General features: G+C 60.2%; 15 protein-coding genes. 2 read left to right on the forward strand and 13 right to left on the reverse strand.

Annotation, left to right across the window (positions count from 1 at the left end):
* Positions 1-59: 59 nt before the first annotated feature.
* Positions 60-992, forward strand: coding sequence for a cysteine synthase A (cysK, locus tag MCG44_RS09335; RefSeq protein WP_240288907.1), 933 nt, complete (start codon positions 60-62; stop codon positions 990-992).
* Between the two features lie 140 nt (positions 993-1,132).
* Positions 1,133-2,446 carry an Ig-like domain-containing protein gene (locus MCG44_RS09340; RefSeq protein WP_147571223.1) on the forward strand — a complete coding sequence of 438 codons (1,314 nt, stop codon included), beginning with the start codon at positions 1,133-1,135 and terminating at the stop codon, positions 2,444-2,446.
* Positions 2,447-2,546: 100 nt separating this feature from the next.
* Here the strand turns inward: MCG44_RS09340 and MCG44_RS09345 are convergent, their stop codons facing one another.
* From MCG44_RS09345 to MCG44_RS09405, 13 genes are all read right to left on the reverse strand, one after another.
* The gene (locus MCG44_RS09345) at positions 2,547-3,074 is read right to left on the reverse strand and encodes a hypothetical protein (RefSeq protein WP_147571224.1); all 528 of its coding nucleotides are present in this window, start codon (positions 3,072-3,074) and stop codon (positions 2,547-2,549) included.
* A gap of 4 nt (positions 3,075-3,078) precedes the next feature.
* Positions 3,079-3,576: a pantetheine-phosphate adenylyltransferase gene (coaD, locus tag MCG44_RS09350; protein WP_147571225.1), complete on the reverse strand. Its 498-nt coding sequence runs from the start codon at positions 3,574-3,576 to the stop codon at positions 3,079-3,081.
* A complete protein-coding gene (rsmD, locus tag MCG44_RS09355) occupies positions 3,573-4,166 on the reverse strand; it encodes a 16S rRNA (guanine(966)-N(2))-methyltransferase RsmD (protein WP_318653910.1) in 594 nt (197 codons plus the stop codon). The genes coaD and rsmD overlap by 4 nt, the downstream gene beginning before the upstream one ends.
* 3 nt (positions 4,167-4,169) lie before the next feature.
* Positions 4,170-4,766: an NTP transferase domain-containing protein gene (locus tag MCG44_RS09360; protein WP_240287868.1), complete on the reverse strand. Its 597-nt coding sequence runs from the start codon at positions 4,764-4,766 to the stop codon at positions 4,170-4,172.
* The gene (locus tag MCG44_RS09365) at positions 4,759-7,050 is read right to left on the reverse strand and encodes a xanthine dehydrogenase family protein molybdopterin-binding subunit (RefSeq protein ID WP_240287870.1); all 2,292 of its coding nucleotides are present in this window, start codon (positions 7,048-7,050) and stop codon (positions 4,759-4,761) included. Before MCG44_RS09365 ends, MCG44_RS09360 begins: the two co-directional genes overlap by 8 nt.
* A complete protein-coding gene (locus MCG44_RS09370; RefSeq protein ID WP_147571228.1) occupies positions 7,050-7,514 on the reverse strand; it encodes a (2Fe-2S)-binding protein in 465 nt (154 codons plus the stop codon). The genes MCG44_RS09365 and MCG44_RS09370 overlap by 1 nt, the downstream gene beginning before the upstream one ends.
* Positions 7,515-7,517: 3 nt before the next feature.
* Positions 7,518-8,309 (reverse strand): FAD binding domain-containing protein, encoded by a 792-nt coding sequence (locus tag MCG44_RS09375; protein WP_147571681.1) that lies wholly within the window; start codon positions 8,307-8,309, stop codon positions 7,518-7,520.
* A 178-nt stretch (positions 8,310-8,487) separates the two neighbouring features.
* Positions 8,488-9,261, reverse strand: coding sequence for an ABC transporter ATP-binding protein (locus MCG44_RS09380; protein ID WP_240287872.1), 774 nt, complete (start codon positions 9,259-9,261; stop codon positions 8,488-8,490).
* Positions 9,254-10,270, reverse strand: coding sequence for a FecCD family ABC transporter permease (locus MCG44_RS09385; RefSeq protein WP_186852462.1), 1,017 nt, complete (start codon positions 10,268-10,270; stop codon positions 9,254-9,256). The genes MCG44_RS09380 and MCG44_RS09385 overlap by 8 nt, the downstream gene beginning before the upstream one ends.
* Before the next feature lie 13 nt (positions 10,271-10,283).
* A complete protein-coding gene (locus MCG44_RS09390) occupies positions 10,284-11,366 on the reverse strand; it encodes an ABC transporter substrate-binding protein (protein WP_240287876.1) in 1,083 nt (360 codons plus the stop codon).
* A gap of 118 nt (positions 11,367-11,484) precedes the next feature.
* Positions 11,485-11,820, reverse strand: coding sequence for a winged helix-turn-helix domain-containing protein (locus MCG44_RS09395; RefSeq protein WP_147571230.1), 336 nt, complete (start codon positions 11,818-11,820; stop codon positions 11,485-11,487).
* A gap of 11 nt (positions 11,821-11,831) precedes the next feature.
* Positions 11,832-12,344, reverse strand: coding sequence for a cob(I)yrinic acid a,c-diamide adenosyltransferase (locus MCG44_RS09400; protein WP_186852460.1), 513 nt, complete (start codon positions 12,342-12,344; stop codon positions 11,832-11,834).
* A 199-nt stretch (positions 12,345-12,543) separates the two neighbouring features.
* Entirely contained in the window at positions 12,544-13,464 is a 921-nt protein-coding gene (locus MCG44_RS09405; RefSeq protein WP_186852459.1) for a tocopherol cyclase family protein, read from the reverse strand.
* Positions 13,465-13,549: the final 85 nt, after the last annotated feature.

Genomic DNA, 13,549 nt, shown 5'->3' on the forward strand with positions numbered 1-13,549 from the left:
CAGGCAGTGCCTATCCTCGGTTGCTTTGTATCATTTTGAATGGAGAAAGGTTGGTCATCATGGCCCGTATCTATACTGGAATCGAGCCGCTGGTGGGAGGAACACCTCTCCTGGCACTGACACGCTACGGAAAAGCCCACCACTTCACCGCCACTGTTCTGGCGAAATTGGAATACCTTAACCCAGCCGGCTCTGCTAAGGACCGGGTGGGGCTGTCCCTCATTCTGGACGCGGAGGAACGGGGTCTGCTCAAGCCAGGCGCCACCATTATCGAACCCACCTCTGGCAACACTGGCATTGGTCTAGCCTGTATCGCTGCCGCACGGGGATACAAGGTCATTTTAACCATGCCGGATACCATGAGCGCAGAGCGGCGGTCCATGCTGGCGGCCTATGGTGCCCAGCTCGTCCTCACTCCTGGCGCCCAAGGGATGCAGGGAGCGGTGGGAAAAGCCCAGGAGCTGGCCGCCTCGATCCCCGGCAGCTTTATCCCCGGCCAGTTTGAAAATCCAGCCAATCCCCGTGCCCACTACCAGACCACCGGGCCGGAGATCTGGCGTGACACAGATGGAAACGTGGATATTTTTGTAGCCACTGTTGGGACGGGTGGGACTTTGTCCGGTACTGGCCGGTATTTGAAGGAGCAAGATCCCAATATCAAGGTAGTAGCGGTGGAACCTGACGCCTCTCCCCTGCTGTCCGGGGGCCAAGCCGGCCCTCACGGCATACAGGGCATTGGGGCCAATTTTATTCCCCAGACCCTAGATCGTTCTGTCTACGACCAGGTTATCCGTGTAAGGGATCAGGACGCCTTCCAGGCTGGGCGGGAGCTTGTCCGGACCGAGGGAGTGCTGGCCGGCATCTCCTCCGGCGCCGCCCTGTGGGCGGCGGGAGAGCTGGCCCGACTGGAGGAGAACCGCGGGAAGACCATCGTGGTCCTCCTGCCCGACTCTGGGGACCGATATCTCTCCTCCCCCATGTTTGCAGACTGACCGGAGCTCCCCGCATCCGTTGCTGGATGCGGGGAGCTTTGTCTGAAAGGCAGGATCTTTTCTGGTAATTTCTGTGTTCGCATAATTTGGCTCCAATGGCAAAAGAATAGGGATACACCTAATTTTGAAGGAGGTATCCCATGAATCGCTTTCATCCGTTCCGCCGGGTCATGGCTCCCATCCTAGCCCTGGCTCTGGCCTTTACCCTGTCCCTTCCCGCCTCCGCTTTCTTCTGGAATAAAAAGGAGAGCGCCGCTGTCAACGACTTCTCCAAAAACGGGCTTATCGGCACCATCATCTCCTTCTCTCTGGAGGACTTCGCGGTCACCGGAGATAAGAAGACCCAGCTGACTGCCATCACCATCGAGAGCCTGCCTGACCCCGGCGCTGGCACACTAGTCATCGGCGGCCAGCCCCTCCAGGTAGGCACTGTGGTAGACTGTACCGCTCTGGACGGGCTCCGGTTCCAGAGCTCTCCCGTCCCCACCGTGACCACCACCACCTTTACCTTCACCCCCAGCCTCGCCCCCACGCAGGACTGCGGGCCCGTTACCGTCACCTTGTACCTTCTGGACCAGGAAAATCAGGCCCCAATCGCTCGGAATATGGAGCTGTCCACCTATAAAAACGTGGCCATCACCGGATATTTCGACGCCGTGGACAGCGAGGGGGACGCCCTGTCCTTCCAGCTCACCTCCACCCCCGCCCGGGGCGCTGTGACTCTGGCAGAGGACGGCTCCAGCCAGTTCGTGTATACCCCCTATGAGAACAAGACAGGGAGCGATTCCTTCACTTATGTAGCCGTAGACCCCGCTGGCAACACCTCCGCGGAGGCCAAGATCACTGTCCACATCGAAAAGGCCGACACCAAGGTGACTTATGCCGACATGGAGGGGAATCCCGCCCATAAGGCTGCGATTCACCTGGCCGAGGAGGGCATCTATGTGGGCCAGTATATGAACGGCCACTACTTCTTCGACCCCAAGCAGCCCGTCAGCCGGGCCCAGTTCTTGACCATGGCCATGGCCGTGTCTGGTCTGGAAGCCATGGAGGGCGTAACACTCACCGGCTTCTCTGACGACAGCGCCATCCCCACCTGGGCCAAGGGCTCTGTTTCCGCGGCTCTGAAGGCCGGCACCATCCAGGGCTCCAAAGATGAGAGCGGCGCCCCCGTCTTTGGGGCGGATACCCCGATCACTCGTGCCGAGGCCACAGTGATGCTAAACAACCTGCTGGACGTGACTGATGTGCCCGTAGAGGTATTTTCTTCTGACAGCCAGGGTCACTGGGCCTCCCAGGCCGCGGCCAACCTAGCCTCCTCCGGCGTCATCCGAATGGAGAGCACCGGCGCCGCAGCTCTATCCAATCAGCTGACCCGGGCCGAGGCGGCCGAGATGCTGGACGGGGCCATAGATGTGCTGGCTGACCGGGAGGACGGCTGGCTGCCCTGGTGAAGCTAAGTCTCCATTCGCCCCCACTTCGCCGTGATCCCCTGACTCAGACAAAGCAGCGCCGCTGGAAGCTTCCTTCCAGCGGCGCTGTTTCATTTTGTTCTCAATCCTCGTCAGCCGCGGCGTCATAGATAGGCCGGGAGCCGGTGCTCCCCGCCTGGGGCACAGCAGACGCTCCAGCGGCAGCCCGGAAGCTGGCCCGAGACTTCTTGATCTCATCATAGGCGGCAGCCACTGCCTCCTCCGTACGACGCAGCACATCTTCGCAGTATTCGTTGGCCGACCGCTTCAGATCCCGGCTTCGCTCCTCAGTCTCCCGCTTCAGATCGTTGGCCTTCTGCTTGGCCTGGAGGGTGATGACATCCTCCGCCAGCAGCTGGCGCGCCTTATCCTCCGCCGCCTTGCGGATGGAGTCGGCCTCGCGTTTTGCGGAGGCGACCAATTCAGCCCGGTTGGCCATCATCTTTCTGGCCTCAGACAGCTCTACCGGGAACTGGCTTCGGATATCGTCGATTAGATCCAGCGCCCGGTCCCGTTCGATCATACACTTATCACCGGAGAGAGGGACGTTCTTCGCCTCGTCAATCATCTCAAAGAGCATATCCAGCAATTCTTCTACTCCGCTTGCCATGCCATTACCCTTCCTTTCTTTCCATCTGCCCCATGCGCTGGTTCACATCGTTGACGATCTCTCTGGGGACGAAGTCCGCCAGATTGGCTCCGTAGCGGGCCATCTCCTTCACGATGGTAGAGCTGAGGTAAGTATATTTTTCACTGGAGGCCAAAAACATGGTCTCCAACTTGGGATTCAGCTTGCGGTTAATGACCGCCATCTGGACCTCCTGCTCAAAATCCGATACCGCCCGCAGGCCCTTGACCACCACATGAGCCCGACGGCGCTTGGCGTATTCCGCCAACAGCTCGTTGGAGGAATCCACCTCTACATTGGGGAAACGGGCGGTGGAGCGGCGCAGCAATTCCACCCGCTCCTCCGGGGTGAACATCCCCTGTTTTTTGGAATTGACCATGACGCACACGATCAGCTTGTCAAAGCAGGCGGCAGCCCGCTTGATGATATTCAGGTGCCCCAGAGTCACTGGATCAAAACTGCCGGGATAGATGGCAGTACTCATCGTCTATCACTCCCCGCCCGGCGGCAGACTGTCAGCCTGATCTTGCCGTAGCGATACTCTCTCCCCCGTTCATAGGGGGGCGGCAGGGCGGGCAGCTCCCGTTCCGCCGCGCTTTCACAAATCATTATACCATGTTCCCGAAGAATGTCAAACTCTGTGATCCGCTTCACGCTCTTTTCCAGCAGCTCCGTGCGGTAAGGCGGGTCCAACAGGATCACATCAAATTTTTCCCCGCAGGAGGAAAGGAAGGACAGGGCGTCCCCTTGGACTACCCGAGACCGCTCACTCAGGCCGGTCAGCCTCAGGTTCTCCCGAATCAGGGCGGCGGCCTCCTTTCTCATGTCCACAAAGGTACAGTGGTCCGCACCCCTTGACAGGGCCTCGATGCCCAGCTGACCAGTTCCGCCAAAGAGATCCAGCACCCTTCTGCCCTCAATCTCGAACTGGATAATATTGAATAGGGACTCCTTGACCTTATCTGTGGTGGGGCGGGTATCCATCCCCTGAAGCTCCTTCAGTCTTCTGCCTCTAGCCGAGCCGGAGATTACACGCATGGTTTTTCTTCCTTTCCTTTGCCGTACTTGGACAATGTTTCAGGCTTCTAATCCATTTTCTTCCAGAGCCTGTCTAGTATCCACATCCTCAAGTTCCCGTGGGGTGTCCACCTGGATTCGCTGACACCGTTCCTCACAGGCCTCCAGGACAGCCCGTCCACCCCGGTCGCCGGTGAGATCCAATAATCGGGGTATCAGCTCCGCTGAAAAGAGGGTGGGATTGCCTACCCTATCTCCCCAGGCGGCGGTGGCGGCCAGCAGTCCGGGCCGGGCCGCATCCAGCAGTCGGGACACAGTCCCCGCCCCCAGCCAGGGCTGGTCCGCCACGGCAAACAGCAAAAAATCCTCTGGCGCTAATCCATCCAAAGCCTGGATAGCACTCTTTATTGTAAAGGATAATCCCTTGTCAGTTTCAGGGCTATCCACAACCCTGGCGCCTAACGCGGCGGCCATCTCCCGAATCTCCAGATAACTGGAGACCACGGTCAAGGTACAGTCTTCCCGCCTTTGGACCAAATCAGCCAGCATATCCAGGCTATATCTATAAAGTGATTTTCCTTTCCAGTTGTAGAGCAGCTTGTTGCTTCCAAACCGGCGGCCGCTGCCTGCGGCCAGATAGAGGATGTGCTTACTCATCCCGGCCAAGGAGCACCTTTTCCGGCGTGATGGGCAGGGAGTGGTGCCGCAGGCCGGTGGCCCGGTACACGGCATGGGCGATAGCCGGGGCCGGCGTATTGATGACGATCTCCCCGATTGACTTTGCGCCAAAGGGGCCAGTCTGCTCATAGCTGGATTCAAATTCCACCTGAAGACTGCCCATATCCAGACGGGTTGGGATCTTATAGCGCATGAGGGAATCCTCCCGGATACGCCCCTCCCTGTTGTAGGTCACATCCTCAAACAGTGCCATGCCAATCCCCTGAACAATGCCCCCCTCGGTCTGGACTCTGGCCAGATTGGGGTTGATGGGCGTGCCGCAGTCCACCACGGCCGTATAGTTTAAAACCTTTACAGCTCCAGTTTCTTTGTCCACCTCCACCTCGGCCATGCCTACCATAAAGGGCGGCGGCGAGATGGGGGAGGAGTGGGAAACCGTGGTCTGAACCGCTGTTCCGTTTCCGCACATGGACTTGGTAGCGATATCAAAGAGGGATACCTGGGCGGATCCGTCCAACCGACGCACCGCCTTCCTGGCGTACTCCACTTCCTCTCTGGGGCAGTCCAGCAGCTCCGCCCCAATGGCGCAAAGCCGCTCTTTTAACTCGGCACAGGCTTTCTCCACAGCCTTTCCGGTGACATAGGTGGTGCTGGAGGCATAGGAGCCGGAATCATAGGGGGAGGCGTCGGAGTCAGCGCCAAAGACAGCTACTTCATCCACCTCGCACTCCATACACTCGGCGGCCATCTGGGCCAATATAGTATCGCACCCAGTCCCCATGTCCGCGGCGCCGATGGTCAGGTTAAAAAATCCCTCATCACTCAGCTTGATAGTGGCGGAGCCCACGTCCACCCCAGAGATTCCGGACCCCTGCATGGCCATGGCTACGCCTGCCGCCCGAATCTTTCCGCCGCCCAAATCCCGGACGGGGTACTTCTCCTCCCAGTGGAACAGCTCCTTACAGCGGGTCATGCACCGGTCCAGGGCGCAGGCGTCCGCCCGCTCGTTATAATAGGCGGGCATGACCTGTCCCTGGCGGACCATATTCTTCTCCCGCAGGGCCACCGGGTCCACCCCAAGCCGGTCGGCCAGCTCGTTCACCGCCGACTCCACAGCAAAGATGCCCTGAGTGGCCCCATAACCCCGGTAGGCCCCGGCAGACTGGACATTGGTGTACACCACGTCATAAGCGAAGCGGAAGGCCTCCAGGCTGTTGGTATACAGGGGAATGGATTTGTGGCCGGACAACCCCACTGTGGTAGGGCCATGCTCACCGTAGGCCCCGGTATTGGATAAGGTATACACATCCAGGGCCCGGATGGTCCCATCCAGGCTGGCTCCCAAGCGCACCTTGATCTCCATCTCGTGGCGGGGAGAGCCGGCAGTCTGGCACTCCTGCCGGGTATAGATCATCTTGGCCGGCCGGCCCGTCTTCCAGGTGACCAGAGCGGGGTATACCTCGGCCACCACCGTCTGCTTGGCCCCGAAGCCGCCGCCGATGCGGGGCTTCTCCACATGGATCTTGGATTTTGGGATATCCAGAGCGTTGGCCAGAATACGCCTGACATGGAATACGATCTGAGTGGAGCTGACCACATGGAGCCGGCCATAGGGGTCCATCTCCGTATAGGTGCGGAAGGTCTCCATCATGGCCTGCTGGCAGGCTTTGGTGTGATAGGTCCCCTCTACCACGATATCACACTGGGCGAGCACCTGGTCCACATCCCCGTCCTGGCAGCTCTCGCTGGCGCACAGGTTGCGGCGGTTGTCCGCCCCCACAGGGCACAGGGACCGCCAGTCCTCCTCAGGGTGGACCAGGATCATGTTGTCCTTGGCGGTGTGGTAGTCCAGTACAGGCTGGAGGACCTGGTAGCGAACCCGAATGCGCTTCAGCGCCCGGTCCACCGCCTCTTCGTCCTCCCCGGCCACGATGGCCACAGCGTCTCCCACAAAGCGCACCCGCCGGTCCAAAATGAGACGGTCGTAGGGGGAGGGCTCTGGATAGGTCTGTCCGGCCATCGTGAACCGCTTTTGGGGCACATCCTTATAGGTAAAGATGGCAACCACGCCGGGAATGCTCTCGGCGTTTTCCGTGTCGATCTCCTCAATTAGAGCGTGGGCGTGGGGGCTGCGCAGCACCTTGACCACCAGACAGTTCCGTGGCGTCACGTCGTCCACATAGGCGGGCTTGCCCAGGAGGAGGGCCATGGCGTCCTTTTTCCTGACCCCCTTGCCCACGATCTTAAGCTCCTGCTGGTCCATCACGCCTTCCCTCCCTTTCTGCTGTCCAGATAGGCCCGGATGCCCCGCAGTTGCCCCTCATAGCCGGAACAGCGGCACAGGTTGCCCGCCAAAAATGTCCGTATCTCCTGGTCCGTGGGGTCCGGATTCTCCCGGAGCAGGGCAATGGTATTGACAACAAAGCCGGGATTGCAGAAGCCGCACTGCTCGGCGCCCTGGTCGGCAATGTAGGTGACAAACGCCTCCGCCTCCCTCTGAAGGCCCTCCAGGGTCTGGACCGTCCGGCCATCCGCTCTGGCCGCCAGTACGCTGCAGGACAAAACCGGTCTGCCGTCCAGCAGCACTGTACAGGCGCCACAGTTGCTGGTCTCGCATCCCCGCTTCACACTGTAGCAGCCCTGGTCCCGCAAAAAATCCAGCAACAGCGTATCCGGCCGCACCGAAGCGCTGACAGCCCTTCCATTTAGATTCAGGTTGATCTCCATATGTCACTCCACCCCTTCCAGCTTCAGCAGTCCTCGGCGGACCAAAACCGGACAGAGCGCCCTTCGGCTCTCTTCGCTGCCCAGGGCGTTTCCCCCTAGCTTCACTCGCTGGGACAGTTCAAGGGCGAATGCCTGGGCGATTTCCCGGGTAATACCTCCGGCCAGCAGGCCTCTCTCATCGCTATAGGTCCGGGCCACCATAGGACGGGCGCCCACCGCCACCCGATATTCCTCCTCCCGGCGGACAATGGCGCAGGCGAGGAGAGGAAAATCAGTGGCGCTGTTTCGCTGGGACAGGTATACCGCCCCTGTCACACCTTTGGGGACAATGACTTTGGTAAGGATGTCCCTGGAAATATGACTCTCACAGAAGTCAGCCAGCGGCATCACTCCGGCGTGATACAGCTCCACGCGGGCCCCCAGGGCCATCAGAATGGTCAGGACATCGGAAAAGCCGAAGCGTCCAAAGACGCTTCCTCCCACAGTGGCACAGTTCCGGAACTGTACCCCCACGATATGCTCCACGCTGTTAGAGATGGCCCCCCCTGTCAGTTCGTTGAGCCCAGGGTGTTTCTCCAGCTCCCGCAGGGACACCATGGCCCCTATCTCAAAGGCGTCCTCCCTCTCCGTGATCTGGTCCAGCCCTAGGCCGCACAGATCAATGGCGGCGCCCACCTTTCTGTCCTGCATCTTCAGCCAGAGCATTCCCCCCAGCACCACGTTATTGCGCTTCTGACACAGCTCATAGGCCTCCTTCAGACTTTGGGCCTTGACATACCGGTCGATGGTCAGCAAAGCGTTCCCCTCCATATCTTGATCGGCACAGATGTCCGTCATAATCCACGGGATGCCGCAGCGGCACAGCCAAATTGGCTCTTGCCTGGCGGCATCATCATTCAGCGGCTATTATACCATCCTTTTTCTCCTTTGACAAACAAAAAACGACGCCCTATTAAAGGGCGCCGCTTCCCGTTCAATCGGGCAGACAGTAAAACCTGCCCTCCGCCTCCCGGCGGACACGGATGGAGGGATACAGCCTTCTCAATGCCGCCTGGAGTTCCTCCTCCCTCCGTTCGGCCACTATAATATCGTCCACCAGCCTTCCTCCGTCCAGCAGGAGCAGCCGGTGACAGCGGTCCAAGGCCAGAGCCGGGTCATGGAGGACCATCAGGGCGCACTTTTCCCCCTCCACCATCTGAGTGATCCGGTCAAAGAGCAGGGCGGTATTGTCAAAGTCCAAGGCAGTGTTGGGCTCGTCCAGCAGCAGGATTGGGGCGTCCTGGGCTGCCAATCGTGCCAACTGGACTAGCTGGCGTTGTCCCTCGCTGAGTTGGGCACAGTCCCGGTCCAGCAGGTAATCCACTTCAAACTGGGCCGCCGCCGCCCGAACTCGTTCCCGCTCCTCTCTGTCTCCCCCGGAGAGGGGACCCGTCCAAGGGTAACGGCCCATGGCGATAACCTCCCCCACCAACAGACCGGGAAGCAGCCGTGCCCTCTGGGGGAGCAGCGCCACCTTCCGGGCCTTCCGCCTCGGGTCCCAGCCGGCACAGTCCTGTCCATCTAGGAGTACAGTCCCCTCCATCACCTTGGCTCCGCCAGTCAGGCCTCGGAGCAGAGTGGTTTTTCCACACCCATTTCTCCCTAGGACAGCGGCCAGCTCCCCCTTGCGGATAGAGAAAGAGATGTTCTGGACCACCGGCCTTTGATAGCCTGCGCTGAGGTCCCGTACCTCCAGCAGCTTATCCATCCCGGCCTCCTCTCTGCCCCACCAGCAGGGCCAGCAGTACCGGCACACCAAAACATACTGTCCAGATGCTCAAAGGCAGCTCTCCCCCACCAGCTAGGCTTCGGGCCAACAGATCGGCGGCCAGCAGGATATCTCCTCCCACCAAAGCGCACAGCGGCAGATAGGGGCCGCCCCGCCGGCCCAGCAGAAGGAAGGCGATGTGGGGGGCAATCAGCCCCACAAAGGCCACCACCCCGGCCACTGACACCACCGCCGCCACCATCAGCGTGGTCAGACCAAGCAACAGACTCCGCCACGGTCCAGGGGCAAGGCCCATGGTCCGGGCGCTCTCCTCCCCCATGGAGAGGATGAGCAACCGCTGCCGGAACAGAAAGATGAGAAGGGCCGGGATAAGGATGGCAGCCGCCGCAGGCCACACCTTATCCGCCGTCATAGCGGCCAGGCTGCCCATGGTCCAAAACTCAATGGCGGCCAGCTCTCCCTCCGGGTCAGCCACAGTCTTCAGCACCATCAACCCGGCATCCGCCGCCGAGGAGATGATGACCCCCGCCAAGATATAGGTCCCTGTCCGCTCCAACCCGGCCCAGCGCACCAGGGCCAGGACCAGGACCAGCGAGGCCATTCCCATCAGGAAGGCTCCCCCCATGATCTGGGCGGAGGTTCCGGCCCCCAGCACAATAGCGCAGGCCGCTCCCAAGGAAGCCCCTGAGGCTACCCCTGTCAGGTCCGGGGAGGCCAGAGGATTGCCGAACAGCGTCTGATAGACTCCGCCAGCCAGACCCAGGGCCCCGCCGGCCAGCAGCCCCATCCACACCCGCGGCAGACGGAGTGTCCACAGCACCTGGGCCTGGGTGGTCCCCTTCCGTCCCCCAGCGAGGATGTCCCATATTTCATTGGAAGAAAGGGGGAAGCTGCCCACCTGTACCGAAACTAGGACCAGAGCCGCCATTAGGACGGCTGCTATCCCCAGGGCCTTCCCACTCCGACCAAACCGTTTCACAGGCCGCATCCCCCTCCTTTCGTTACTTGGTGATCAGGCTCCCATCCAGTTGAAAGCCGTAGAAGGTCTGATAGAAGTCCTGCGCGTCGGCCACAAAGTCCGCAAAGGGATAAACGTCCTCATGGAGGACGCTGGTCAGCCACATTGTGCCCAGAATGCCGGAGGGGATGGGAGAGTCCCACTCCTCAATGCCGCTGGGCATGGCGTAGACCGCGCCGCTCTGGACCGCTGGAAGGGAGGCCAACTGGGGATCCCCTAGAATATCCTCAGCCGTATACTCCGCTCCCGCTGGGATAATGACCACCTCCGGCGCCATGGCCAAGACGCTCTCATAGGATACTTCGGCCCAGTAGTCCCCCTCCAGGCCAGCGGCCACATTGGTCCCTCCGGCGCCCTCGATCAGAGAGCTCTGATACATAGCGTCCGGGGCGGCGGTAAGGTAGGAGGAGTTCCCCGCCAGATAGACCAGCGGCCTCTCCGTGCCCTCGGTGAGCTGGGCCATCCGGTCCAGCTGTTCCTCATAGTAGTTTGTCAGCTGGGCCGCCCGGTCCTCGACCCCGCAGGCCTGCCCCAGCAGCTCCAGCATAGTCACTAGTCCTTCATGGGTTTCAGGCTCCACGACCATCACCGGAAGGCCCAGCTCCTCCAGAGTATCCGCATAGTCCATCAGCTTCTTTGGCATGACCACCAGATCCGGAGCCAGAGCGGCCACCGCCTCTACATCCAGTTCTTTCATGGTGCCCACCTGGGGCTTCTCCAGCAAGGCAGAGGCCGCCATATGATAGATCGGACGGGTATCCGCCTTTTTTTCCAGACCTACCACCCGGTCGGCTACGCCCAGAGCAATCGCCGCGTAAGTGGTCACATAATAGCAGCTTACCACCGTCTGGGCCGGACCCTCCAGTTCTACCTGCCGCCCGGCCTGGTCCGTAAAGGCGACTATCCCCTCCTGCCCGCCGCTTTGGACCTCAGCGGAGCCAGCGGCCGCCCCCTGGCTCCCACTGGAAGCCGCGGGGCCGTTCTTCTGGCCACAGGCGGCCAAGGAAAGGGTCATCACAGCTGCAATGGCCAGTGCCAGCAGCCGCTTTTGAAAGTTTATCTTCATCTCTCTATCCCTCTTTATCTTTTGTCGATCTCTGGTCGGCAAATGCCGAGCGTTATTCTAACACAAGAATATCCCTTTGTCAAAAACACCCCTGCCCGTCGGGCAGGGGTGCTCTCAGCTACTGAAAATATTGTGCAAACGCCTTTTGGGCCGCCTGCTCTACTTGGGCGCACATGGCCTCATACCGCTCCAGCAGATCCCTGCCTTCCGGGGTAAGTACGGAGCCTCCTCCTTTGGGGCCGCCGGGCTGGCGGTCCAGCAGGGTAAAGCCCCACTCCTTTTCCAGCTTACGCAGCAGGGTCCACGCTTTGGAGTAAGACATCCCCATGGCCTCCGCCGCCTGGTGAAGAGAACCGCCCTCCTCCACACCGCGGAGCAGCCGCATGGGGCCGGGGCCAAAGCTCTTGTCCTGCCGGTAGAGCCTCACGGTCAGATGATAGCGCAGATGATCCATTTCTTACCCCCTTAAAATTCGATCCCAGGGCGAGCCTGTGTCCCGCGGTCAAAGGGGTGGCTGTGGCAGACCATCTCTGTTGAGTAGTGGGCCGCCTCCTTCATCCAATCCGCGGGCTCCCGGCCAGTAAGCACTACCTCACAATGCTCCGGCCGGCCCAATACAGCCTGACGGAGCATTTCCCGGTCTACCGCGCCAAGCTGCCAGGCCGCACAGGCCTCGTCCAGGATCAGCAGGTCACAGGGGACCTGGAGAGCCTGATGAAGCAGTCTGGTCTGCGCCTGCGCCAGTTCTTTTCGCTCCGCCTCCGACATCTGGAAGAAGAACCGATCTCCAGCCGCCCCAGAGTATATCCTGGCCCCCAACCGCTCTAAAGGGGACAGTTCCCCGCTCATTCCCCCTTTTAAGAACTGGACTACGGTGACTCCCATACCTTTTCCAAGGGCCCGGAGGGCCAGCCCCATAGCCGCTGTCGTTTTTCCTTTTCCCGTTCCCCAGTAAAGGTGGACCATTCCCCGCTCCATGCTTGTCCCTCCCCATTTCCGCCTGCCTCCAAAAAGCCTTCTCCGCTCCGGAAAGGGCTAAAGCGCCGTTCGCGGCACAGGCATCTCGATATCAGATTGATTTAACTACATTTTCTGAGAAAAATCAAGCTTTGTGACCGGCCGACTGGGAACAAGGCCATCCCTCTCCTGTCTGTATCTTGTTGGAGTCCATGTTTCCTTATGAATACCGGCCCCTCCCCCGGCGCTTTTTTCCCTCGTCCGCGTACTCATAGCTGGCCAGCTCATCTGTCCGGTCGAACATCAACTTTCCCCGCTCCCACAGGCGGTAGCGGACGGTGGCGCAGAGGCTCTCGTGGATGGTCCGCTCCATCTGTCCGGAAACAGGGGCCCGGAGGGGCTGTCCGCTCTCCCGGACCAGATCCACTGATAATTCCAAATCTCCCTGTCTTAGACGCGCCCCCTCTTTACCCCACTGGACTACTTTTACTCCCTGGTAGGTGGCCATCCGGTAAGATCTGCCTCCGAACCATATCTGACAGATACAGCCGGTAAACCCTCCCACCAGAATAGGGATGTGGGCAATAGACAGCATGATGCTCCCCTTCTGGCGCTCTTGCCAGCAGCACTGCGTCCACAGGTAGGTCCTGGGGAACGACCTCCCCCTGTCCCCCTCGATATATCCCGTTCCATGGGAGAAATCCAAATACCGCCCGTTCAGGCAGAGCAGCCCCTCCAACGGGTGGGCCATACTCAGCACCGTGTGGACGCACTCCATGGCCGGCACCCGTCGAAAGGGGCCCATAATGTCTGACTCCAGCCTGGTAAACGGGCCGTAACGCAGCTCTCCTTTCAGGGAAAAATCCCCTTCCTCCAAATCCACATAGACTCCGTCCTGGGAAAACCAGTTTCCGCTGACTCGAACCTTAAACTGGTCCGCCCATGCCTGAAACGCCCGTTCTGGGAAAGAGAATATTCTAGTCTGGTCCGCAGTGATCACCTGGATGGTGGCAGAGCGTTCCCCGCCGCGCCGCTGGTGAATCGCCGGGATCAGGGCCAACTCCCCCTCCGGGCCCTGATGCTTTAGATACCAGCCCTCAAAATAGGCCCCACGCCGGCCCGGACCATGGTAGTATTCCATGCTCTCTCCACCTTTTACTCTGTTTAAGATCCATTCCCCCATAGTATATCCCCGCGGGAACAAAATATCAGCGGGACAGGAACCA

Source organism: Lawsonibacter sp. OA9, from assembly GCF_022440585.1.